Raw genomic sequence first — 25,382 nt, forward strand, 5'->3', positions numbered from 1 at the left:
GCACCCTCCGGATGCGCGAGACCTGTGCGTCTCGCACAACGCATCCGTCACCCGTGTCGCATCGTCGTTGTGGACATCCACCAGATGCTTTGAGAGGAGGTTGTGGGAGTCCTACGGTCGAAGGGAACGTGATCCTTCCCCGTCGCACCGAGAGGTGATGCACATGGCTGACGCCGCCGTCCGCACCAAGAAGCCCGCCGTCCACAAGAACACGCCCGCCGGCGGAGCCCCGACCGCTCCGCACACCGCGGCCGAGGCATCCGATCCCCGCATCGACATCGCCGCGGTCACCGATCTGCTGCTCGGCACATGGGGCGAGACCCGCCGCGAGGCCCGCGAGATGATCAAGGACCCCGCGTTCTGGCGCGTCGAGGGGCAGTCCATGCCCGAGCACCGCGAGCGCGTGCTGACGCAGCTGCACCTGCTCGTCGAGCACGGCGGCTCGCGCCGGGCGTTCCCGCACGCGTACGGCGGGCTGAACGACAACGGCGCCAACCTCGCCGGGTTCCAGGAGCTCGTGCTCGCCGACCCGAGCCTGCAGATCAAGTCGGGTGTGCAGTGGGGCCTGTTCGGCTCCGCGATCTTCCAGCTCGGCACGGAGAAGCACCACGAGGCATGGCTCCCCGGAGTCATCGACCTGAGCCTCCCGGGCGCGTTCGCGATGACCGAGACCGGACACGGATCGGATGTCGCGGCCATCGGCACGACGGCCACCTACGACCCCGACACCGAGGAGTTCGTGATCCACACGCCGTTCCGCGGCGCATACAAGGACTATCTCGGCAACGCCGCGCTGCACGGCAAGGCCGCGACGGTGTTCGCACAGCTCATCACGGGCGGCGTCAACTACGGCGTGCACTGCTTCTTCGTGCCGATCCGCGACGACGAGGGAGCGATGCTCCCCGGCATCGTCAGCGAGGACGACGGCGTCAAGGGCGGCCTCAACGGCATCGACAACGGCCGCCTCGCGTTCGACCAGGTGCGAGTGCCGCGGTTCAACCTCCTCGACCGCTACGGCCAGGTCGCCGCCGACGGCTCGTACACCTCCGACATCCCGACGCCGGGTCGCCGCTTCTTCACGATGCTCGGCGCCCTGGTGCAGGGCCGCGTCTCGCTCGACGGTGCTGCGACGACCGGCACGGCGCTCGCCCTCCACATCGCGCTCACCTATGCGAACCAGCGTCGCCAGTTCGACTCGGGTCACGGCACCGAAGAGGTCGTGCTGCTCGACTACGGCAAGCACCAGCGGCGCCTGCTGCCGCTCCTCGCCCAGAACTATGCGCAGTTCTTCGCCCACGACGAGCTGCTCAAGAAGTTCGACGGGGTCTTCTCGGGTCGCACCGACACCCCCGAGGAGCGCGAAGACCTCGAGACCCTCGCCGCGGCGCTCAAGCCCCTCAGCACCTGGAACGCGCTGAGCACGATCCAGGAGGCCCGCGAGGCCTGCGGCGGCTCGGGCTTCCTCGCGGAGAACCGCATGGTCGGCCTCCACCAGGACCTCGATGTCTACGTCACCTTCGAGGGAGACAACAACGTCCTCCTCCAGCTGGTCGGCAAGCGCCTGCTGTCGGACTATGCCAAGCAGTTCAAGGGGAAGGATGCTGCGGCCCTCGCCCGCTACGCCGTCGGCCAGACCGCGGGCAAGGTGTTCCACGGCGCGGGTCTGCGTCAGCTCGGGCAGACGGTCACCGACTTCGGCTCGACCGCGCGTTCGATCGAGCTGGGCCTGCGCACCGACCAGCAGCACGAGCTGCTCGCCGGGCGCGTGCAGCAGATGGTGGCGGATGTCGCGGCCGCGCTGCGTCCGGCGTCCAAGCTGTCTCCTGCCGAGGCCGCGGCGCTGTTCAACAGCCACCAGGCGGAACTCATCGAAGCGGCACGCGCGCACGGCGAGCTCCTGCAGTGGGAGGCCTTCACCGACGGTGTGAACCGCGTCTCCGACGAGGGCACGAAGCAGGTGCTGACGTGGCTGCGCGATCTCTTCGGCCTGCAGCTCATCGAGAAGCACCTTGCGTGGTACATCATCAACGGCCGGCTCTCGACTCAGCGCGCAGCATCCGTCTCCCGTTACATCGACCGGCTCGCGGCGCGGCTGCGTCCGCATGCGCAGGATCTCGTCGACGCCTACGGCTTCGCGCCCGAGCATGTGCGCGCGCCCATCGCGTCGGGTGCCGAGCGCGAGCGCCAGGACGAGGCCCGCGAGTACTACCGCGTGCTCGCCGCGTCGGGCAACGCGCCTGTCTCGGAGAAGTCGCTCAAGAAGAAGTAGGCACGAGCCTCTCCGAGATCAGGAGATCTGGCGGAGGCAGGACGATTCGGCCGGAATCATCCTGTGCTCACCAGATCCCCTGATCTCGAGAATCCGGAGGCTCGTGATGACGGATGCTGCGTCCCGTCGCCGTGGGATCAGGAGGCGGTCCAGCCGCAGTTGCCGCACTCGCCGGTCGCCGAGACCTCGATGAAGCAGTTCGGGCACATCGCGCGGACGCGCTCGGGAACGACCGGCTTGGCGACGCGGCGTTGCGCGGCCGGTCGAGGAGAAGACGACTTCGCGCGCGCCGTCGAGGCGGCCGCCGCCGGCTGCGGGACGATGGCCGCGGCGGGCACGTGGTACGCGCAGTAGAAGCGCACGTAGCCGTCGTGATTCTTGGGGTGCCGGTGCTTGTACGCCCAGAGCTCGGTGCGGGGCAGCAGCTCGGAGTCGGGGCCGCACGTGAAGCAGCGCGTCGGCTCGCCCGGGACCACGTCCGCGAGGAGCACGGGGTTCTCGAAGGGGACCGAGTCCCGCCAATCCGCCGACGCGACGATCTTCATGGTCCTGCCTCCCAGCTGTGCGGGCGCGATGAGCCCGACATTCCAAGGTAAGCGACGGAGGCGTCATCCGGGAATCGGCCTGGTGACGGGGCGCTGAACGCGGGCGACGTCGGTGGCGCCCCCTAGGCTGGCGCGGGTGAGCCTTGACGTCCGCCTCGGCGCCGACGGCCGCGCGCGCTGCGCGTGGGTCGGCGACGACTCCGAGTACGCCCACTACCACGACGAGGAGTGGGGGTGGCCGCTGCACGGCGACCGCGCCCTCTTCGAGAAGATGAGCCTCGAGGGATTCCAGGCCGGGCTGTCGTGGATCACGATCCTGCGCAAGCGGCCGCGGTTCCGCGAGGTGTTCGCGGGGTTCGATCCCGAGGCCGTGGCGGCGTTCGGCGACGACGACGTCGCACGATTGATGACGGATGCCGGGATCATCCGCAATCGCGCCAAGATCGAGGCCACGATCTCCAACGCGCGACTGGTCCTCGAGCTCGAGCCGGGCGAGCTGGACGCCTTCATGTGGTCGTTCGCCCCGGCCGCCCATCGACGCCCGGCGACGTTCGCGGAGGTGCCGGCGATCACCGCCGAGGCCGAGGCGATGAGCAAGGCGCTCCGGGGGCGCGGCTTCCGGTTCGTCGGCCCGACCACGATGTACGCGCTCATGCAGTCGGCCGGCATGGTCGACGACCACGTCGACGGCTGCTGGCGCGTCGGCTGAGGGCGAGGAACAACGAGCAGTCCCCATGCGTTCGAATGGATCGTGGACTACGGACACCTGCTCGAATTCGGCGCCTTCATCACGCCTTCCGCCGCGAGCCCCGAGGCGCCGGTCCTGCTGTCGCAGGTGGCCGAGGCAGCCGGTCTCGATCTCGTCACCTTCCAGGACCACCCGTACCAGCCCGCGTTCCTCGACACGTGGACGCTCATGTCGTTCGTCGCGGCGCGCACCGAGACCATCCGCATCGCGCCCAACGTGCTGAACGTGCCGCTGCGCCCGCCCGCCGTCGTGGCGCGCGCGGCAGCGAGCATCGACCTGCTGTCGGGCGGGCGCTTCGACCTCGGCCTCGGCGCCGGCGGCTTCTGGGACGCCATCGAGGCGATGGGCGGGACGCGGCTCACGCCTGGTCAGGCGGTGACGGCCCTGGGCGAGGCCATCGACGTCATCCGCGAACTGTGGCGCACGGATGAGCGCCGGGGTGTCTTCACCGACGGGAAGTACCACGCGGTGCACGGCGCGAAGCGCGGGCCGCGGCCGGCGCACGACATCCCGATCCACATCGGCGCGTACAAGCCGCGCATGCTCGCGCTCACCGGCCGCAAGGGCGACGGGTGGCTGCCGTCGCTGGGCTACATGAAGCCCGGCGACCTCGCCCGGGGCAACGCCGCGATCGACGAGGCCGCGGCGTCCGTCGGCCGCGACCCGCGCGAGATCCGGCGCCTGCTCAACATCGGGCAGCTCGCGGCCGACCCGAACGAGTTCGCCGAGCGCCTCGCCCGCCTCGCCCTCGAGGACGGCATCGGCACCTTCATCATCGCGGCCGACGACCCGAACCTGCTCCAGCGCTTCGGCGAAGACGTGGCGCCCGCCGCCCGCGAACTCGTCGCCGCTGAGCGCGGCCGGCAAGGCACGGCCGCAGCATCCGTCCGATCCGCCGCCGCACTCGCCGCGCGGCGCGACGGCATCGCGTACGACGACGTGCCGGCAGGCCTGCGCGCGATCGAACCCGGCGACTTCGACTACGCCGACGTGCGTGCCACCTACATGCGCGGCGGACGCCCCGGCCTCGTGCTGCAGCCTTCGTCGGCCGAGCAGGTCGCCGAGGCGCTTGCGTTCGCGCGTCGGCATCCCGAGCTCCCGCTCGCGGTGCGCAGCGGCGGTCACGGCATCAGCGGCCGGTCGACGAACGACGGCGGCATCGTCATCGACCTCCGCCGCCTCGACGAGATCGAGGTGCTCGACGTCGATCGCCGGCTCGTGCGCGTCGGGCCCGGTGCGCGGTGGGCGCAGGTGGCCGCGGCGCTGGGCGAGCACGGCTGGGCGCTGACGTCGGGCGACTACGGGGGCGTAGGCGTCGGCGGGCTCGCCACCGCAGGCGGCATCGGCCTGCTCGCGCGCGAGCACGGCCTCACGATCGACCACCTGCGCGCCGCGGAGGTGGTGCTCGCCGACGGCTCGCTCGTGCGCGCGGATGCCTCGACCCGCCCCGACCTCTTCTGGGCGATCCGCGGCGCAGGCGCCAACGTCGGCATCGTCACGGCGTTCGAGTTCGAGGCCCGGGAGGTCGGACAGGTGGGCTACGCACAGCTCGCGTTCCAGGTCGACGACGTCGCCGGGTTCCTCGAGGGCTACGGCCGCATCGTCGAGTCCTCACCGCGCGACCTCACGCTCTTCCTGCTGACCGGCGGGCCGCGCCCCGGCCAGCCGCAGGTGGTGCAGCTCTACGGCGTCGTCGACTCCGACGACCCCGACACGATCATCGCCCGCCTGCAGCCCTTCGCCGAGCTCGCGCCGCTCGTGCAGCAGTCCGTGCAGCTCACGACGTACGCGCAGATCATGGCGAACGCCGACCTCGGCCCGCAGCACGGCGCGGGCGAGCCGCACTCCCGCTCGGGTCTCATCGAGCACATCACGCCCGCCTTCGCGGCGACGGTGGAACGGATGCTGCGATCCGGCGCGGTGCCGTTCTTCCAGCTGCGCGCCGTCGGCGGGGCGGTGGCCGACGTCGCCGAGGACGAGACCGCGTACGCGCACCGGTCGGCGAACTTCTCGGTCGCGGCGCTCGGGTCGAACCCGGAACGGCTCGACGCCGAGTGGCGCACCCTCGCCGACCACGTCGACGGGATGTACCTGAGCTTCGACTCGTCCGAGCGCCCGGAGCGCATCGCCGAGGCGTTCCCGCCCGCGACGCTGGAGCGACTCCGGCGCGTGAAGGCGGCGTACGACCCGACGTGCGTCTTCCGCGACAACTTCGCGATCGAGCCTGCAGAGTCCGACGCGGCCTGAGCCGCAGCATCCGTCCCCCGCTCACATTTTGGCGACTCGCCAGAAAGCCCTGGAGAAGGGCCCATTCCTGGCGACTCGCCAAGAGTCGGGTGACGTCTGGTTCTGGCGACTCGCCAGAAAGCGTGAGTGAGAGCGGCATTCGTGGCGACTCGCCAAAAGGGAGGAACGGACGACGACGGATCGAGCAGGATTCAGGAAGCGCGGTGTCCGGGTTGCCGGGCATACTCGTGCGCATGGCATCCGAGTCCCACATCGCTGATTCGCACGAGGTCATCCGCGTCGTCGGCGCCCGCGAGAACAACCTCAAGAATGTGTCGGTCGAGATCCCGAAGCGGCGGCTGACCGTCTTCACCGGCGTGAGCGGCTCGGGCAAGTCGTCGCTGGTGTTCGGCACGATCGCGAACGAGTCGCAGCGGCTCATCAACGAGACGTACCCGACGTTCGTGCAGCAGTTCATGGGGCAGCTGAGCCGCCCCGAGGTCGACGCGCTCGAGAACGTGAGTCCGGCGATCATCGTCGATCAGGAGCGCATGGGGTCGAACGCACGGTCAACGGTGGGCACGGCCACCGACGCGCACGCGATGCTGCGGCTGCTGTTCAGCCGCATCGGGTCACCGCACGTCGGCTCGCCGCAGGCGTTCTCGTTCAACATCCCCTCGGTGTCGGGCGCCGGCGCCATCACTCTCGAGAAGGGCGGCAAGCAGGTCAAGGAGCGCCGGTCCTTCGAGATCACCGGCGGCATGTGCCCGCGCTGCGAAGGGCTCGGCGAAGTGAGCGACGTCGACCTCGACGAGCTCTACGACAAGACGAAGTCCCTGCAGGACGGCGCGATCCAGGTCCCGGGGTACAACCCCGACGGCTGGATGGTGAAGGGCTTCTCCGAGTCCGGCTTCGTCGATCCGGCGAAGCCCATCCAGGACTACACCGACCAGGAGCGCGCCGACTTCCTCTACAAGGAGCCGACGAAGGTCAAGATCAACGGCATCAACATGACCTACGAGGGTCTCGTGCCGAAGATCACGAAGTCGATGCTCCAGAAGGACCGCGAGGCGTTGCAGCCCCACATCCGTGCGTTCGTCGATCGCGCGGTGAAGTTCCTGCCGTGCCCCGACTGCGGCGGCACCCGCCTCAACGAGGGGGCGCGTTCGTCGAAGATCAACGGGATCAGCATCGCGGATGCTGCGGCCATGCAGATCACGGATCTCGCGACGTGGCTCGGCACGGTGGACGACCCGTCGGTCGCGCCGCTGATGGTGGGCCTGCGCCAGACGATCGCCTCGTTCATCGACATCGGGCTCGGCTACCTGTCGCTGGATCGCGCGTCGGGCACGCTCTCGGGCGGAGAGGCGCAGCGCACCAAGATGATCCGCCACCTCGGCTCGGCGCTGACCGACATCAGCTACGTCTTCGACGAGCCGACGGCCGGGCTGCACCCGCACGACATCCAGCGCATGAACCGGCTGCTGAAGCTCCTGCGCGACAAGGGCAACACGGTGCTCGTGGTCGAGCACAAGCCCGAGGTCATCGAGATCGCCGACCATATCGTCGACCTCGGTCCGGGGGCCGGTCGTTCGGGCGGCGAGGTGCAGTACGAGGGCGATGTCGCGGGTCTGCGCGCCTCCGGCACGATCACCGGTCGCCACCTCGACGACCGCGCGCGGCTCAAGGAATCGACGCGCGCCCCGAAGGGCGCGCTCGAGATCCGCGGCGCCGCCCAGCACAACCTCAAAGACGTCGACGTCGATGTGCCGCTCGGCATCCTCACCGTCGTCACGGGCGTCGCGGGCTCGGGCAAGTCCTCGCTCATCCACGGCAACGTGCCGGGCTTCGACGACGTCGTGGTCGTCGACCAGGCCCCGATCAAGGGCAACCGCCGCTCGAGTCCGGCGACCTACACCGGCATCCTCGACACGATCCGTTCCGCCTTCGCGAAGGCCAACGGCGTGAAGCCGGCCCTCTTCAGTGCCAACTCCGAGGGCGCGTGCCCGGCCTGCCGGGGCCTCGGAGTGATCATCACGAACCTCGGCTTCACGCAGACGGTCGAGACGCTGTGCGAGCTGTGCGAGGGCTCGGGTTTCAGTGACGAGGTGCTCGAGTACACGCTCGAGGGCAAGAACATCGCCGAGGTGCTCGCGATGTCGGCGGCCGAGGCATCCGTCTTCTTCTCCAAGGGCCCCGCGCACACGACGCTGATGCGCATGATCGACGTCGGGCTCGGCTACATCACGCTCGGCCAGGCGCTCAACACGCTGTCGGGCGGCGAGCGGCAGCGACTGAAGCTCGCGATCTCGATGGCGAAGAAGGGCGCGATCTACGTGCTCGACGAGCCCACCACGGGCCTGCACCTCGCCGACGTCGAGAACATGCTCGGGATGCTGGACCGCCTGGTCGAAGCGGGCAACAGCGTCATCGTGATCGAGCACCACCAGGCCGTGATGGCGCACGCCGACTGGATCATCGACATCGGTCCCGGGGCCGGGCACGACGGCGGGTCCATCGTCTTCGAGGGAACTCCGGCCGACCTCGTCGCGGGCGCCGAGACCCTCACGGCCCAGCATCTGCGGGAGTACGTCGGCGCGTGACGAGCGGCCCAGGCGGCGGATGGGTGTTTGTCCCCATCGATCGGGCCTGATCAGGCGGAATACGATCTCCCCCGTTGACACTTCCGGTCTCGTCGCACCTGCGGGCGCGGGTTAGGCTGGGGGTTCCCCCAGGTCTTCTGTGAGCTCGCGACGCCCCTCGCCGGGGTCCCACGCCACGACAAGACGCACGATGCCCCGGAGGAGGCCGACGTCCCCATGAGCTCATTCGCCTGGCTTCGCGCGCGCCCGCGCGCCCTCGCGTCGGCAGGCGCGGTGACCGCTGCAGCGGTCACGATCACGACGCTCGCGTTCGTCTACCAGGGCGTGCCCACCACTGAAGTCGACCTCCACGACGGCGGCGTGTGGGTGACGAAGCAGTCGAGCCTGCTCGTCGGGCACTTCAACCACGAGTCGCAGGTGCTCGACGGGGCCTTGCGCACCACAAGCGACGACTACGACATCCTCCAGTCCGGAAGCACCGTCCTCGTCGTCGATGACGCCGGCTCCACCGTGAGCGTCGTCGACCCCGCGATGGTCGCGCTCTCGGGCGCCGCAGGAGTTCCGGGTGGCGCCGATGTGGCGCTCGGCGGCGACACGGTCGCGATCCTCGACCCCTCCTCCGGCGACCTGTGGGTCGTCTCGAGCGGGAGCGTCGGCTCGTTCCAGGTCGAGGGCACCGACCCGACCGCGAACGTCGGCAAGGGGGCGGACGTCGCCGTCGGCGTCGACGGCGTCGTCTACGCCGTCTCGCCGAAGGACTCCGATCTCGTCACGATCCGCGTCGGCGCGGACGGCACCCCCGAGGAGCCGAGTCGCTCCGGTCTCCCCGACGTCGGCGACAACGCCGAGCTCTCCGTCACCGCGGTCGGCGACAAGCCGGCCGTGCTCGACACCGCTAGCGGCACCGTGATCGTCGACGGCCGTCGGGCCGAGGTCGACGGCGGACGCAGCGCCGTCCTGCAGCAGCCGTCCGCAGCATCCGATGCCGTCACGATCTCCACGGCGTCCGCCCTCGTGCGCGTGCCGTTCGACGGCTCGGAGCCGACGACCGTCGAGGCCGGCGCCGACGGCGCCCCCGCCGAGCCGGTGTGGCTCGAGGGCTGCGGCTACGCCGCATGGACGGGTTCCGGCAGATTCGTGCGCGACTGCGCGGGCGACGCCGACGACCTCGCCGTCGACATCGACGGCATCGAGCCGACGTCGCTGCTGAAGTTCCGCGTCAACCGCGATGTGGTCGTTCTCAACGACGTCGTCGGCGGTGCCACGTGGATGGCGGCCGACGAGCTGCAGCGCGTCGACAACTGGGACGAGATGACCCCTCCCGAGGGCGAGACCGAGGACGACGAGCAGACCACGGAGGAGACGACCGAGACGGTCCTCCCCGAGCGCTCCGAGATCAACACCCCGCCCGACGCGAACGACGACGACCTGGGCGTGCGTCCGGGCCGCACCACGATCCTCCCCATCCTCGACAACGACAGCGACCCCGACGGCGACGTGCTGACGACCCGCGTGGTCGACGGCGGCCCGTCGGTCGGCGAGATCCAGTCGATCGACAACGGCCGGGCGCTGCAGATCGCCGTCCCGGAGGATGCCCAGGGCTCGGCATCCTTCACCTACGAGGTCTCCGACGGCCGCGGCGGCACCGACACCGCGAAGGTGTCGTTCTCGGTGCACGGCTGGGACGTCAACTCGCCGCCGAAGCAGAACCGCGTGACGACGGTCGCCGTCGAGGCCGGCGGCACCATCACGTACAACGTGCTGCCCGACTGGATCGACCCCGACGGCGACGACGTCTTCCTCGGTTCGGTCCAGCCCGCGGAGGGGGATGAGGCCGACTACACCTCCGACGGCCGCATCACCTACCGCGCGGTCGGCGGCACCCAGGGACGCAAGGACGTCGAGATCACCGTCTCGGACGGCTCCGATGTGACCGTCGGCACCGTGCGGTTCGACGTGCGTCCCGTCGGTTCCATCGACCCGGTCACGAACGCCGACTACATCGCCGTCCGCACCGGACAGACGGCCACCGTGTCTCCGCTCGCGAACGACGTGGGCGCGGGCCGCGAGCCGCTGCGCCTCGCGCGCGTCGACCCAGTGTCGGGCGCCGACATCGTGCCCGACTACGCGAACAAGACCTTCACGTTCCGCTCGGCGACACCGGGCACCTACTACGTGCAGTACATGGTGGCGGCCGGCGCCGCCGGCGTCCCCGGCATCGTGCGCGTCGACGTCCTCCCCGAGGGCGAGACCGACCTGCCGCCCGTCGCGGTGCGCGACGTCGCGCTGCTGCCCAGCGGCGGCGAGGTGCTCGTCAACGTGCTCACAAACGACTCCGACCCCTCCGGCGGCATCCTCGTCGTGCAGTCGGTGACCGTCGAACCGAACTCGGGCGTCGCGGTGGCCGTGCTCAACCACGAGACGCTCCGCATCAGCGACCAGGCGGCGCTTTCCGAGCAGGTGCGCATCTCGTACCGCATCTCGAACGGCTCGCAGTCGGCCGAGGGCGACGTCATCGTCATCCCGATCCCCGCGCCCGCCCAGCTGCGCCCGCCCGTCGCGAACGACGACCAGGTCGTGGTGCGTGCGGGCGACGTCGTCACGATCCCGGTGCTCGACAACGACTACCACCCGAACGGCGACACGATCCACGTCGCGCCTGACCTCGTGCCGCCCTACATCGAGCCCGAGGACGGCGAGATCTTCATCTCGCAGGACACCGTGCGCTTCCGCGCTTCGGACGAGCCGGGAACCGTCTACGCCACGTACGAGGCCGTCGACAGCACCGAACAGAAGGACGCCGGCTACATCACCATCCAGGTGCTGCCGGTGAACGCCGACACCAACGCCGCTCCGCGGCCGCGCGACATCACCGCGCGCGTGCTCGCCGGCAGCCGCGTCCGCATCGCGGTACCGCTGGACGGCATAGACTCCGACGGCGACTCCGTCGAGCTCGTGGGGCTCGCGTCCTCGCCGGGCAAGGGCCGCATCACCGATACCGGGTCCGACCACCTCGTCTACGAGGCGTTCGACGACACCGCGGGCGTCGACACCTTCAGCTACCGCGTGCGGGACCGCCTCGGCGCCGAAGCCACCGCGACCATCCGCGTCGGCATCGCGCCGGCCGAGGGCGTGAACCAGGCGCCGTACGCCGTCAAGGACTCCGTGATCATGCGGCCCGGCCGCTCGGTCGCCGTGCCGGTGCTCGCCAACGACTCCGACCCGGACGGCGACGAGTTCGGCATCGTCAAGAACGGCCTGATCCTGCCCGACGTGGCGGGGTTGAAGGCGAGGGTCGACGGCAACCGCGTCGTCGTCACGTCGCCCTCGCAGCCCGTCGAGACGTCGCTGCAGTACACCATCCGCGACGCGCGCGGAGCCGAGGCGAAAGCCGTGCTGCAGATCACCGTCGCCGAGGACGTTCCACTGCAGAAGCCGATCGCGCGCGACGACTACGTGCTCGCCGCCGACGTCGAGGACGGCGTCGTCGACCTCGAGGTGCTCGCGAACGACGAGGACCCCGACGGCACCGTCGACGACCTCGAGCTCAAGGTCGCGGACGCGACCTCGCGCGTGCTCGCCGACGGAAAGGTGCGCGTCACGCTCGGCGACACCGGCAGGCTCGTGACCTACACGATCACCGACCGCGACGGGAACGAGGCATCCGCCTTCATCCACGTCCCGTCGCTGTCGTCGCTGCCCCCCACTCTCATCTCGACCGAGCCCGTCGAGGTCAAGAGCGGCGAGACCGTCGAGCTGGCGCTGTCGAAGTATGTGCGCGCCGCGGGCGGCGGGAAGGTCGTCATCACGGAGGCCGCCAAGGTCACCGCGGCGCACCACGACGGCTCGTCGCTCGTGAAGGACCAGACGACGCTCGTCTACACGTCGGCCGCGGGGTACTTCGGCCCTGATGCGATCACCTTCGAGGTGACCGACGGCACGGGTCCCGACGACCCCGAGGGCCGCAAAGCGACGCTGACCCTGCCGATCACCGTGCTGCCGCCCGAGAACCAGCAGCCGGCATTCGTCAACGGCCAGATGGATGTCGCGCCCGGTGAGGACGCGACGACCCTCGATCTCGGCGGGCTCACGACCGACCCCGATCCCGAGGACGAGGGCCGCATCGAGTACCAGATCGTCGGCGGGTCCCCCGACGGCATGACCGCGACGATCCAGGACGACGAGCTCCGCGTGAGCGCGGCCGCCGACACGAAGAAGGGCACGGCCGGCACGATTCGCCTGCGCATCACCGACGGCACCACGGAGCCGATCGAGGGCACCGTCAACGTCCGCGTCATCGCGTCGACCCGTGAGCTGCCGACTGCCAACGACGACATCGTCGACGAGGCGCACCAGGGCAAGACCGTCACCGTGCCGGTGCTCGCCAACGATGTGAACCCGTTCCCCGACAAGCCGCTCGAGGTCACCACCGCTCTGCTCGAGACCGGCCAAGGCGACGTCGTCGTGTCGGGCAGCGACGTGAAGGTCACCCCGGACGCCACGTTCTTCGGCACCATGACCGTCCGCTACCGCGTGCAGGACGCCACGGGCGATGTCGACCGCGAGGTCGAGGGCCGCATCCGCCTGACCGTCCAGGGCAAGCCCGACGTGCCAGGCACCCCGATCGTGTCGAGCGTCCAGGACCGCACGGTCGTGCTCTCGTGGACGCCGCCGGCGAACAACGGCGCCGAGATCGAGCGGTATCTCGTCTCGTCGACGGCGGGCAACTACGAGAAGGAATGCCTCGCCACCACGTGCACGCTCGACGGGCTGACCAACAACGTCGAGTACAACTTCACGGTCGTCGCTGAGAACCGCGTCGGTCCGTCCGACCCGTCGGCGCCGTCCGAGACGGCGCGCCCCGACGCACGTCCGGACACCCCGGCGGCGCCGAGCCTGACGTTCGGCGACCGGAGCCTCAACGTCGCGTGGGTGACCCCGACGACCCCCGGCTCACCGGTGGAGAAGTACACGCTCGAGATCTCGCCGGCGCCGCCGTCGGGTATCTCGCAGAAGACCGACGTCGTAGGCAACGCGATCGTGTGGGACGGCCTGCAGAACGGGGTCGATTACCAGGTGCGCGTCCAGGCGCACAACCGCGCGCCCGAGCCGTCGAGCTGGAGCACGTGGTCGGTGAGCGAGATCCCGGCGCGCGCCCCGGAGCCGCCGGCGGCGCCGTCGGTCAACCGACTCGATCCTGTGGGCGATCAGGCCCAGCTGGAGGTCGTGTGGGCCGCGCCGGCCGACAACGGCGACGCCATCTCGGGCTACGAGCTGCAGGTGATGCAGGGCTCGTCCGTCGTACGGACGATCACTGGGATCCCGGGCAGCCAGACCCGCCAGGCCGTCAACGTGACGACCTCGACGAGCGACTACACGTTCCGGGTCCGGGCGACGAACAAGGCCGGATGGGGGAACTGGGGCGCCCCCTCCGCTCCTCGCCGCGCCTTCGGTGTGCCGGGACAGCCTACGAACGTCTCGCTGTCGACGCCGACTGGGAACAGCGCCGTCGTCGTCGCGTACTCCGACGCCCCGGGCAACGGCGCGACGGCGAGCGAGGTGAGGTACGAGTACTCCCTGAACGGCGGTGGCTGGGCCGCGATGCCGGCCAACAAGACGATCGGCAACCTGTCGAACGGCACGACGTACACGATCCGCGTGCGTGCCTACACGTCCATGGACGGCGTGCGCTACACGGGTCAGGAGTCCGCCCCGTCGAACGGCGCCATTCCGTACGGACCCGTGCGCGACCCCGGCGTGAGCGCGACCCGAGAGGGCACCAGCGTACGGGTGGGCTGGAGTGCGCCGGCCGAGAACGGCCGCCGCATCACCCAGGTGCAGATCCGGATCAACGGCGGCGGCTGGGAGAACGTCAGCAACAACGGATCGCGGCTCGTGGGCAACGGATACGACCAGCGCCACGAGATCGAGGTGCGCGCCTACGACGCGGCGGACCAGGTGTCGCGCGTGGTGTCGGCCGCGGCGACGACGGCGCCCAGACCGCAGCCCTCCGCGCAGACCGTCAAGGGCGCGTCGGGAAGCTGGGGCGATTGCGGGTCCGCGTCGTGCGCCTACATGGCGGTCACGGTGAAGAACTTCCCCGCCGGCAACTATCGCCTGCAGTGCAACGACAACGGCGGCTCGTGGGGTGGGGGCAGCACGACGTGGGTCCCCGAGAACGGCACCGTCCGGGCCAATTGCTACTACGGGTACCCCGGGGGCCGCGCGTGGGTGACCATCATCGGCTGGGGCAACGCCGACGCGATGACCTGGTACTAGCCCGCGCCACACGACACGCACGACACGCAACGAGAGAACGAGATCACTCATGACGATGACCCCCGAACAGGCGGCCTGGTTCCAGGGCACCTTCGCGCGACTTGTCGACAACGTCGACCAGGCCCTCATGGGCAAGCGCGAGGTGGTGGCGCTGGTGCTCTCGGCGATGCTCGCCGAGGGCCACGTGCTGCTGGAGGATGCCCCGGGCACGGGCAAGACCAGCCTCGCCAAGGCCCTCGCGGCCACCGTGCAGGGCACGTCGAGCCGCATCCAGTTCACGCCCGACCTGCTCCCGTCGGACGTGACCGGTGTCACGATCTACGACCAGACCTCGCACCGTTTCGAGTTCCACCGCGGTCCGGTCTTCGCCTCGATCGTCCTGGCCGACGAGATCAACCGCGCCTCACCGAAGACGCAGTCGGCGCTTCTCGAGGTCATGGAGGAGTCCCGCGTCACCGTCGATGGCGTCGCGCACGAGGTGGGCCGCCCGTTCCTGGTCATCGCGACGCAGAACCCCATCGAGCAGGCGGGCACCTACAAGCTGCCCGAGGCGCAGCTCGACCGCTTCCTCGTGAAGACGTCGATCGGCTACCCCGACCTCGCTGTGGCCGAGCGCATCCTCGCGGGTGCGGCCGACCGCAACCCGTCGGCGCACCTGCCCGCGATCATCACGACGGGCGCGGTCGCCGACATGGCCGACCTCGCCGGCACCGTCCACGTCGACCCCGCCGTGCTGCGCTACACGGCGCAGCTCGCCGAGGCCACCCGCAACGACCCGGCCACGCGGCTGGGCGTCTCGGTCCGCGGCTCGCTCGCGATGATCCGCGTGGCCAAGGTCTACGCCGCCGCGCAGGGGCGCCACTTCGTGCTGCCCGACGACGTCAAGGCGCTCGTCGCACCGGTGTGGACGCACCGGCTCGTTCTCGACCCGGAGGCCGAGTTCGCCGGCACATCGGCCGAGGCGGTCATCGCGCGAGTCCTCGAGTCGATCGCCGCACCGCAGGCGAGGTCCGCGGCCTGATGACGACGGAGGCACTCGGGCAGACGGCGGCCACTGAGGACCGCCGCGCCTGGTACGGGCAGCTGCTGCTCGGCACGCTGCGGCGTGCGGGCGCGGTGCTCGGCCGCGTGTTCGGGGTTGTGCGCCCCGTCGCCTGGGTGCTCATCGCCGGCGCGCTCACGCTGTGGATCGCCGGCCAGTCGCTCGGCTGGTGGGAGCTCACCGTGGCGGCGATCTCGATCACCGTCGTGCTGGCGCTCTGCCTGCTGTTCCTCATCGGCCGCACCGCCTACGACGTCTCGCTCGACCTCAACCGCACGCGCGTCGTCGTGGGGGAGCGGGCCGTCGGCGCGCTGACGCTGGCCAACACCAGCACCCGCGCCATCCTCCCGTCGCGCGTGCTGCTGCCGGTCGGCAGCGGCCGCGGCGTCTTCGACGTCCACCGGCTCGCGGCGGGCGAGTCCGCCGAAGAGCTCTTCGCCATCCCCACGTCGCGGCGCGCGGTCGTGAAGGTCGGTCCGGTGAGCGTCGTGCGCGGCGATCCGCTCGGCCTCTTCGAGCGCGTGCACCGCCGCGACGAGCCGGTCGACCTCTTCGTGCACCCGCGCACCGTCCTGTTCGACGGGCAGTCGCTCGGCTTCCTCCGTGACCTCGAGGGTCTTCCCGCCACCGACCTGTCGCCCGACGACGTCTCGTTCCACGCGCTGCGCGAGTACCAGCCCGGCGACGACCTGCGTCACGTGCACTGGAAGTCGACCGCACGCACCGGCCACATGATGGTGCGCCAGTACGAGGAGACGCGCCGCTCGCACTTCGTGATCGGCCTGTCGACGAGCCCGGGCGACTACCGCGACGATGAGGAGTTCGAGCTCGCGATCTCGGCCGCGGGCTCCCTCGGCCTGCGTGCCCTGCGCGACTCCCAGCGCGTCGAGGTGCGCGTGCAGGAGCGCGCCCTGCCGTCCGGTACGGGCAAGCAGTTCCTCGACTCCCTGTCGGCGCTCGGCCACTCGAAGCCGAAGGCGGGCTCGGTCGTCGAGCTCGCCGGCATCGTCGCCGCGACGCTGCCCCTCGCGAGCGTGGTCGTGCTCGTGTGCGGCAGCAAGGTCGACCCGGGCGACCTGCGCACGGCCTGCAGCCGACTGCCCTTCGGCGCACGCGTGCTCGCGGTGGTCGCGTCGGCGGACCACGCCGCGCCGTCGCTGCGGAGGATCGGAGAAGCGGATGTCGTGACCCTCGGTGCGCTCGACCAGCTTCCGAACGCCCTCCGGAAGGTGCTGGCATGAGCGCGCCCGTCACCCCGCTCCCGACGCGCGCCGAGTCGGCGGCGACACCACGGGCGGCAGCATCCGCTCCCCGCACTCCCCGTGTCGAGGCGCTCCCGACCCGCCGCTGGATCCTCGACCTCACCGCCGTCGGGCTGCTGCTGCTCATTCCGATCGTGGGTTTCCGGCCGACCTTCGACGGCGCCGGCTACCTCGTCGCCGCGCTCGGCGGCCTCGTGCTCGGCATGGGGCTGGGCGTGCTCGGACGGCTCCTGCGCTGGGGCATCCTGCTCCTCACCGCCGCGACGATCGCGGTCTACTTCCTCTTCGGCGGGGCGCTCGCTCTGCCGCACACCACCGTCGCAGGCGTCATCCCCACCCTCGACACGCTCGGTCAGCTCGCGCTCGGCGCCGTGATGTCGTGGAAAGAGCTCCTCACCACGATCGCCCCGGTCGCGACCGACGACGGCCATCTCATCGTCCCCTTCATCCTGTCGCTCGTCGCGGCGGTGCTGACGACGTCGCTCGCGCTGCGGCTGCGCAGCGCCGGGTGGGCGCTGCTGCCCGCGGCGGCGTTCCTCGCGATCGAGATCGCGCTGGGCACGTCCGAGCCCTTCGTGCCCGTCGTGCAGGGCGTCGCGTTCGGAGTCGCCGGCGTGGTGTGGCTCGCACTGCGCCAGGCGTGGCAGCCGCAGGCCGCCGCGATCTCGGTGGGCGAAGGCCCGGCCCGCTCGGGCGCCGGGCTTCGGCGCGCGCTCATGGGCGGCGCCGTCATCGCGATCGCCGCCGTCATCGGCGTCGCCACGAGCGGGTTCGCGGCGCCGTCGTCGCCGCGCTACGTGCTGCGCGACGTCGTGATCCCGCCGTTCGACATCCGCGAGTTCGCGAGCCCCCTGCAGTCGTTCCGCGCCTACGTGCGCGACCACCCCGACGACCCGCTCTTCACGGTCAGCGGCCTGCCCGAAGGCGCCCGCATGCGCCTGGCGACGATGGACGCCTACAACGGCACCGTCTACAACGTGTCGGACGACGGCACCGGCTCGTCGAGCGCGTTCGCGCCCGCGCGCACCAACATGTCGGCCGACGCCGAGGGCACGCCGGCCACGGTGCACGTCGAGATCGGGGAGCTCGAGAGCGTGTGGATGCCGGACGCCGGCGCTGTCCAGAGCGTCACGTTCGACGGCGCCCGCGCCGATGATCTCCGCCGCACCGCGCATTACAACGAGGCGACCTCGACGGGCGTCGTCACGCTCGGCCTCGAGAAGGGCGACGAGTACACGCTCGCGGCCGTGATCCCCGAGGTGCCGAGCGACGAGGCGCTCGCCGACCAGAGCTTCGCGCCGCTCAAGATGCCGAAGCAGGTCGGCGTTCCCGAGGCACTGGCCGACATCGCCTCGAAGACGGTCGCCGAGGCCGAGACGCCGGTGGAGCAGGTGCGCGCCCTGCAGCAGATGCTGTCGGAGGGCGGGTACTTCAGCCACGGCCTCGCCGGCCAGCCGCTCTCGCGCGCCGGCCACGGCGCCGAGCGCATCGCGACGCTGCTCGGCTCGGAGCAGATGGTCGGCGACGACGAGCAGTATGCGACGGCCATGGCGCTGCTCGCCGCCCAGGTCGGCATCCCTGCGCGCGTCGTCATGGGGTTCTACCCCGACGAAGACACCGCTGGTGAGCCCGTCTACACCGCGACCGGCGAGACGCTCCACGCCTGGGTCGAGGTCGCGTTCGACGGCGCCGGCTGGGTGCCGTTCGACCCGACGCCGCCCGAGGACCAGGTTCCGAGCGACCAGACGACCAAGCCCAAGGCCGACCCCAAGCCGCAGGTGCTCCAGCCGCCGCCCCCGCCGACGGAGCCCGTCGACCTGCCGCCGACCGTCGCCGACGACCGTGGCTCGGAGGACGAGAACGCCTTCGACGTGGGGCTCCTCTGGACGATCGTGTCGATCGGCGTCGGCGTGCTGGGGCTGCTGGCCGTGCTGCTCGCGCCGTTCATCGTGATCGGTGCGCTGAAGGCGACGCGCCGCCGCAAGCGCCGCGAGGCGGAGCGCGCGTCCGACCGCATCAGCGGCGGGTGGGACGAGCTCGTCGACCGCGCCTCTGACTTCGGCGCCCCGGTGCGCCCCGGCGCGACGCGCCAGGAGGACGCCGGCGTGCTCACCGCGGCGTTCGCCGAGCCGCGAGTCGCGACCCTCGCCTCGCGCGCCGACCTGGAGGTCTTCGGCCCGACCGAGCCGTCGCCCGACGACATCGAGGCCTTCTGGACGCAGGTCGACGAGATCGTCGGCGGCATGGGGAAGGGTCGCTCGGTGTGGCAGCGTCTCGGCGCAAGGCTCAGCATCCGTACACTCCTCGAAGGCACGCGATTCGCTCTGCCGGAGCGCCCGGCGCGAGCGACGGCCACGCCCGGCGACCCGGCGACGCAGCCCGCCGACTCCCCGCAGCACGACGCCCCCGCGTCGAAGAGCATGGCCCGGCGTTCGCGCCGCGGCAGCAAGACCCGGAGTGCGCCCGAGCCCTCCGCCCACCCCCCACAGGAGAACGAATGACCGTGAGCCCGCCAGGCGCCGCCCCCGCGGCGACCATCGGACGCCGTGTGGGGGCGTACGCGATCGACATCGGCGTCGCCTGGGTGATCGGCGCTGTGCTGGTCGGCATCGTGGCCGGCATCATCTTCGGCGTCGGCCCAGCCTCGGACCGCGACGGCCTCGCGGCCATGATCCTGCTGAGCTACCTCGGGATCGGCTTCCTGCTGTTCGTCTGGTGGCTCGTCTACTCGGCCATGCAGGGCGGTCGCGGCGGCTCGATCGGTCAGCGGATCCTCGGACTGCGCCTGCACGACGCCGCGGCCACCGGACCCATCGGGTTCTGGCGCGCGATCCTGCGCAACCTCGTGTTCAACCTCGCCGCGTCGATCGTGGTCGGCTACTTCACGCCGCTCTTCGACTCCCGTGCCCGCCGCCAGGGATGGCACGACATGGCGGCAGGTGCGGTCGTCGTCGACATCCGGAACACGGATGCTGCGACCCCGGCGTCCGCGACACTGCCCGCGGCGAACCCGTACCTGCCGCCACCGGCAGGCGCCGCATCGTTGCCGCCGGCGCCCCCAGCCCAGCCTGCGGCCCCCGTTCGTGCGCCGGGACTCATGCTCGCGGCCGTCGCGTCCACGCCCGCGCCGGCGACGATCCGTCCGGCCGCCCCGGTGCCGACCGGCGTGATCGACGACCTCCCGTGGGTCACGCATGATCCGCCGGTCACCCACGCGCCGCAGTCGGAGCCCTTCCCCGGCGTCACCATGCCGTTCCCGGCCGCGACGACGACCGAGCCGCTGGGCGCGACCGCCACCGTGCTCGCCGCCCCGGCCGCGCCTGCCGCAGCCGGTGCGGTCGCAGCATCCGTCGCCCCGGCGTCCGTGGAAGAGGACATCGAGTCCACACGCATCGTCGTGCCGCCGCCGGCGCTGCGGGCCGCGCTGTACGACGGCGCGCCGGTGCTTGCGGTGCTCACGTGGGACGACGGCACGCGGATGGCCGTGTACGGCCGCACGCTGTACGGCCGCAACCCCGCAGGCGAGGACGGCGCGGTCGCGATCCCGGTGCGCGACGAGACCCTCTCGCTGTCGAAGACGCACTTCGAGGTCGGCGGCGGCGCCGGCGGCGCGTGGATCGCCGATCGCCACTCGACGAACGGCACGACGCTCGTCCGCGACGGCGGGCGGATTCCGCTCACGCCGGGCGCGCGTACGAACCTGCGCGACGGCGACACGCTGGAGTTCGGCGACCGCCGCGTGACGGTGGGGCTCCCGTGATGAGCGGCGATACCGCGCCGATCGCGGTCGCCTTCGGGGCGTCGACGGACGCCGGCCTCCGCCGCCGCATCAACGAGGACTCGTACCTCGCGGTGTCGCCGCTGTTCCTCGTGGCCGACGGCATGGGCGGGCACAACGCCGGCGAGATCGCGAGCGCGACGGTGATCCAGGAGTTCTCGGGTCTCGCCGGCCGCGAGAGCCTGACGATCGACGAGGTGCAGGCCGGCGTCGTCGCCGCGCGCCGCCGCGTCGCGGCGCTGCCGGCCGGTGCCGGCGCGGGCGCGGGCACCACGCTCGCGGGCGTCGTGATCGCCGACGTCGACGGCGAGGGGTACTGGCTCGCGCTCAACCTGGGCGACTCGCGCACCTACCGCCTCAGCGAGGGGCATTTCGAGCAGGTGAGCGTCGACCACTCGGTCGTGCAGGAGCTCGTCGACAGCGGGCAGCTCGCCGCCGACGCCGCCCAGCGCGACTCCCGCCGCAACGTGATCACGCGGGCGATCGGCGCGGGGAGCGTCGCCGAACCCGACTACTGGCTCATCCCCGCGGAGGACGGCGACCGCATCCTGGTGTGCTCCGACGGACTCTCGGGCGAGCTCGAGCAGGACGCGATCCACGGCATCCTGCTCGCCGAGGCCGACCCGCAGGCGGCCGCGACGCGGCTCGTGCACGAGGCGATGGTCCGCGGCGGTCGGGACAACATCACCGCGATCGTCGTGGACGCCCTCGCGGTGCGCACCCGGACGAACCGCGCATGCGAACGCGATACGGTGCCGGTGAGCGCCCCGGCCGCCACCGACGACACCGACACCGACATCGACGGCGACACGCTGCCCCGCGCGGTGTTCGCGGGAGGATTCTGATGCCCACGCGCTACGCTCCCGGATCCACGCCGGTCGCCGTCACCCCGCGCGGATTCGCCGTGCTCGAGCCCGGCGCCTCCGCGTCGCTGCTCACCCGCATCCGCGCACTGCTCGCCGACGGCCGCGGCCTCGGCGGCGTGATCGAGGCGCTCACCGGCGCGTACGGCGCGTCGTTGACCGCGATCCCGGCCTTCGCCGTCGCGCTCGCCGAAGGCGATGGACTGCGCGTCGCCGTGCGCGGCGACTTCGCGTTCGACGTCGACGCCGCGGCGTCCGAGCGCGTGTCGGGCGCCGGCGTCACCACGTGGACCGAGCGCGTGATCCCGGGCGCGGTGCGCGTGGCGCTCACCACCTCGGGGTCCGAGACACCGGCCGAGTTCGAGATCGCCGACGGCATCGTGCTGGCGAGCAGGATCGAGTGGGATGCTGCGCCCGCGGGTGCGTCGACGGCGAGCGGCGACGAGCCGGCCGAGGTCGCGCCGGGTCCGCGCCGGCGCGAGGTCCCCGTGGCGCCCGCGGTGTCGGAGTCCCCATCCGCGCCTCCTGTCTTCGCCGGGACACGGGTCGATGACGGCGACACGCCGGAGACGGATGCTGCGGCCCGGCGTGTCGGACGACCTGCCCGTGTCTCGGCACCTGAGGCGGGGACGGAACCGACGCCGGGGATGGCCGCCTCGGGGCTCATCGACTCGAACTCCGTGCCGTCGGTGGTCGACGCCGAGACCCTGCTCCCCCTCGACTCGGCCCTCGACGCGCCTGCCGCGACTGTCGTGCCTCCCACCGGCGCGGCGCCCGTCGGTGAAGACGAATCCGCCGCGGGATTCGACGACCTCTGGGGCGCCACGGTGATCCGGTCCGTGGAGGACGCCGCCGTCCGTCCCGACGTCGAGGACGAAGGCGGCGCTCCCGCCCAGGTCCCCGCCCCGGCCGGCGACCACGACGGTGCGACGATCTCGCTCGCCCAGGCCCGCGCACTGCGCGAGGCGACGGGCGGCGCCGGGGGCGCAGCATCCGGATTCCCCATCGATTCGGCTCCCGCACCGCTCGCGCCGCCGCGGCCGCCCGCTCCCGGACGCATCCGTGTCTCGACGGGGCAGGTGCTGCAGCTCGACCGCACGATCGTGATCGGCCGTCGCCCGCGTTCGACCCGCGTGAGCGGCACCGACCTGCCCCACCTCGTGGCCGTCGACAGCCCGCAGCAGGACATCTCGCGCAGCCACGTCGAGCTGCGCGTCGAGGGCGAGAGCATCGTCGCGACCGACCTGCGCACCACGAACGGCACGACGCTGCTGCGCCAGGGCGCCGACCCGGTGCGGCTGCACCCGGGGGAGGTCACCGTCGTCATCCCGGGCGATGTGCTGGACCTCGGCGACGGCATCACGGTCGCGATCGAGGGGGTGTCGTGAGCTCCAAGCGCGCACCGATGGCGCCGCCGGACCTTCCCGGCTTCACCTACGTCGACCTGCTCGGCTCGGGCGGCTTCGCCGACGTCTTCCTGTACGAGCAGCAGCTGCCGAAGCGCCGCGTCGCGGTCAAAGTGCTGCTCACCGATCGCATGTCGAGCGGGTCGGTCGAGGAGTTCACCGCCGAGGCCAACGTCATGGCGATGCTGTCGACGCATCCGGCGATCGTCACGATCTACCAGGCGGGTGTCGCCAAGGACGGCCGCCCCTACCTCGTCATGGAGTACTGCCCGCGGCCGAACCTGCAGGTGCGGTACCGGCGCGAGCCCTTCTCGATCGCGGAGTCGCTGCGCGTCGGCGTGCAGGTCGCGGCCGCCGTCGAGACGGCGCACCGCGCCGGCGTGCTGCACCGCGACATCAAGCCCGCGAACATCCTCGTCACCGAGTACAACCGGCCGGCGCTCACCGACTTCGGCATCGCATCGACCACGAACGCGGCCGCCGAGTCCGCCGGGCTGTCGATCCCGTGGTCGCCGCCGGAGTCGTTCGCCGACGTGCCGCGCAGCGACCCGCGCTCCGACGTCTACGCGCTCGGCGCGACCGTCTACACGCTCCTCGCCGGACGCTCGCCGTTCGAGCTGCCCGGCCAGCGCAACGGCGCGGCCGAGCTGATCCACCGCATCGAGACGCTGGCGCTCCCCGCCCTCGGCCGTGCCGACGTGCCCGCGTCGCTGCAGCGCGTGCTCGAGCGTGCGATGGCGAAGGCGCCCGTCGACCGGTACGAGAGCGCCCTGGCCTTCGCCCGCGCGCTGCAGACCGTGCAGATCGAGCTGTCGCACTCCGTCACCCCGATCGACATCCTCGACGACCACGTCCCGGAGGACATCGAGGAGGACGAGGACGACGGCCTCACCCGCGTCCGCGGCGTCGTCAGCATCACCCCCGAGACGACCCCGGCGGCCGGTATGACCCGCCCGTCGGCCACGACCGCGCCGAGCCGGGCCTCCGCGCCGCAGTTCGAACCCGCCCCCGTCGAGACCGAGACGGTCGCCCGCCAGGCGCCCGGGATCGCGCCGTCGGCGTACGAGCAGACCGTCCGCCGCGACCAGGTCGGCCTGCCGGTGTCGCTCGACGAGACGATCGTCCGCGCTCCCGCGTTCGACGCGGCCCCTCTGCAGGAGGCAGTGGATGCTGCGCCCCCGCGCCCTCGCCGCACCGGCCTGTGGATCGGACTCGGTGCCGCCGCGCTCGTGATCGTGGCGGTCATCGTCGGCGTCTCGTTGCCGGGCATCCTGTCGGGCACGGCGCAGGAACGGCCGGCGCCGACGGAGTCGTCGAGGCCGCAGGACCCGCTGTCGACGGTCGTGCCGGCCGTGACGGACGTCGTCGGTGCACCCGCCGAAGGCGGTGTGACGTTCACCTGGACGAACCCCGACCCGCAGGACGGCGACTTCTACATCGTCGAGACGGTGTCGCTGACCGACACCACCGGCGAGACGGAGTCGGTCGACAAGCCCGAGATCGTGGTCGCGGCCGCCGTCACGGGGCAGACCTGCGTCGACGTCACGCTGGTCCGCGCGAACGGCACGCAGCAGCAGGATCCCGAGAAGACCCGGGGGTGCACGCCGTGACAGCCGCAGAGGTCGACGAGCTCAGGGTCGAGTTCGCGGGCGAGGAGTTCTCGGTCGCACCCGACACTGTCTTCACGGTGGGCCGCGAGGGCGACCTCGCGATCGACGACAACCTGTTCCTGCACCGCAACTTCCTGACGATCCAGAACATCGAGGGGCTGTGGCTGCTCTCGAACGTGGGCTCGCGCCTGTCTGCGACGGTCACCGACACGGGCGGGCGTGTGCAGGCCTGGCTGGCACCCGGCGCGCGGCTGCCGCTCGTCTTCGCCGCGACATCCGTCATCTTCAGTGCCGGTCCGACGACCTACGAGCTCACGATCCACGCGGCCGAGCCGACCTTCCGCGACACGCAGCCGCCCGCCGACGACGACGGCCTCTCGACGATCGGCGAGGTGCCGCTCACCCACAGCCAGCGCGTCATGATCCTCGCGCTCGCCGAGCCTGTGCTGCGGCGAGAGGGCACCGGCATGAGCGAGCTGCCGACGTCGGCGCAGGCCGCCGAACGCCTCGGCTGGACGCTCACCCGGTTCAACCGCAAGCTCGACAACGTGTGCGACAAGCTCGACCGCGTCGGCGTGCCGGGCATGCGCGGCGGAGTGCGCTCGTATGCGACCAATCGCCGTGTGCGGCTCGTCGAGCACGCGATCGCGGCACGCCTCGTCACACGGGACGACCTCCCGCTGCTGGACGTCGAGCGCGAGAACTCGCTCAGCGGTGACAACTCCGGAGAGGACGACGCGTGAAGCTCACC

14 protein-coding genes are annotated in these 25,382 nt (G+C 71.4%); 13 read left to right on the plus strand and 1 reads right to left on the minus strand.

Annotated features, from left to right (window positions below; all coding sequences use genetic code 11):
• The first annotated feature begins 163 nt into the window (after positions 1–163).
• Positions 164–2,269, plus strand: a complete 2,106-nt coding sequence (locus ACEYYH_RS01605; protein ID WP_374976554.1) for an acyl-CoA dehydrogenase — start codon at positions 164–166, stop codon at positions 2,267–2,269.
• Between the two features lie 137 nt (positions 2,270–2,406).
• On the opposite strand, the gene ACEYYH_RS01610 is transcribed toward ACEYYH_RS01605, so the two are convergent.
• A complete protein-coding gene (locus ACEYYH_RS01610; RefSeq protein WP_116194854.1) occupies positions 2,407–2,814 on the minus strand; it encodes a glucose-6-phosphate dehydrogenase in 408 nt (135 codons plus the stop codon).
• A gap of 136 nt (positions 2,815–2,950) precedes the next feature.
• Between ACEYYH_RS01610 and ACEYYH_RS01615 the strand changes: the two genes are divergently transcribed.
• The 12 genes from ACEYYH_RS01615 to ACEYYH_RS01670 all read left to right on the plus strand — a co-directional run bounded on the left by ACEYYH_RS01615 (position 2,951) and on the right by ACEYYH_RS01670 (position 25,374).
• Positions 2,951–3,523, plus strand: coding sequence for a DNA-3-methyladenine glycosylase I (locus ACEYYH_RS01615; RefSeq protein ID WP_374976555.1), 573 nt, complete (start codon positions 2,951–2,953; stop codon positions 3,521–3,523).
• 39 nt (positions 3,524–3,562) lie between these two features.
• A complete protein-coding gene (locus tag ACEYYH_RS01620; RefSeq protein WP_374978290.1) occupies positions 3,563–5,809 on the plus strand; it encodes an LLM class flavin-dependent oxidoreductase in 2,247 nt (748 codons plus the stop codon).
• A gap of 233 nt (positions 5,810–6,042) precedes the next feature.
• The gene (locus ACEYYH_RS01625; protein WP_374976556.1) at positions 6,043–8,391 is read left to right on the plus strand and encodes an ATP-binding cassette domain-containing protein; all 2,349 of its coding nucleotides are present in this window, start codon (positions 6,043–6,045) and stop codon (positions 8,389–8,391) included.
• A gap of 216 nt (positions 8,392–8,607) precedes the next feature.
• On the plus strand, positions 8,608–14,670 hold the full coding sequence (locus ACEYYH_RS01630; RefSeq protein WP_374976557.1) for an Ig-like domain-containing protein: 6,063 nt from the start codon (positions 8,608–8,610) through the stop codon (positions 14,668–14,670).
• 49 nt (positions 14,671–14,719) lie between these two features.
• Positions 14,720–15,691 (plus strand): MoxR family ATPase, encoded by a 972-nt coding sequence (locus tag ACEYYH_RS01635; RefSeq protein WP_159847641.1) that lies wholly within the window; start codon positions 14,720–14,722, stop codon positions 15,689–15,691.
• A complete protein-coding gene (locus tag ACEYYH_RS01640) occupies positions 15,691–16,953 on the plus strand; it encodes a DUF58 domain-containing protein (RefSeq protein ID WP_374976558.1) in 1,263 nt (420 codons plus the stop codon). Before ACEYYH_RS01635 ends, ACEYYH_RS01640 begins: the two co-directional genes overlap by 1 nt.
• Positions 16,950–19,475, plus strand: coding sequence for a transglutaminaseTgpA domain-containing protein (locus ACEYYH_RS01645; protein ID WP_374976559.1), 2,526 nt, complete (start codon positions 16,950–16,952; stop codon positions 19,473–19,475). The genes ACEYYH_RS01640 and ACEYYH_RS01645 overlap by 4 nt, the downstream gene beginning before the upstream one ends.
• A complete protein-coding gene (locus ACEYYH_RS01650) occupies positions 19,472–20,734 on the plus strand; it encodes an RDD family protein (RefSeq protein ID WP_374976560.1) in 1,263 nt (420 codons plus the stop codon). The genes ACEYYH_RS01645 and ACEYYH_RS01650 overlap by 4 nt, the downstream gene beginning before the upstream one ends.
• A complete protein-coding gene (locus ACEYYH_RS01655; RefSeq protein ID WP_374976561.1) occupies positions 20,734–21,597 on the plus strand; it encodes a PP2C family protein-serine/threonine phosphatase in 864 nt (287 codons plus the stop codon). Before ACEYYH_RS01650 ends, ACEYYH_RS01655 begins: the two co-directional genes overlap by 1 nt.
• A complete protein-coding gene (locus ACEYYH_RS01660) occupies positions 21,597–23,003 on the plus strand; it encodes an FHA domain-containing protein (protein ID WP_374976562.1) in 1,407 nt (468 codons plus the stop codon). The genes ACEYYH_RS01655 and ACEYYH_RS01660 overlap by 1 nt, the downstream gene beginning before the upstream one ends.
• Entirely contained in the window at positions 23,000–24,631 is a 1,632-nt protein-coding gene (locus tag ACEYYH_RS01665) for a serine/threonine-protein kinase (protein ID WP_374976563.1), read from the plus strand. The genes ACEYYH_RS01660 and ACEYYH_RS01665 overlap by 4 nt, the downstream gene beginning before the upstream one ends.
• Positions 24,619–25,374, plus strand: a complete 756-nt coding sequence (locus ACEYYH_RS01670) for a hypothetical protein (protein ID WP_374976564.1) — start codon at positions 24,619–24,621, stop codon at positions 25,372–25,374. Before ACEYYH_RS01665 ends, ACEYYH_RS01670 begins: the two co-directional genes overlap by 13 nt.
• The last annotated feature ends 8 nt before the right edge of the window (positions 25,375–25,382 follow it).

The organism is Microbacterium trichothecenolyticum (assembly GCF_041938625.1).
GTDB classification, from domain to species: Bacteria; Actinomycetota; Actinomycetes; order Actinomycetales; family Microbacteriaceae; genus Microbacterium; species Microbacterium trichothecenolyticum_D.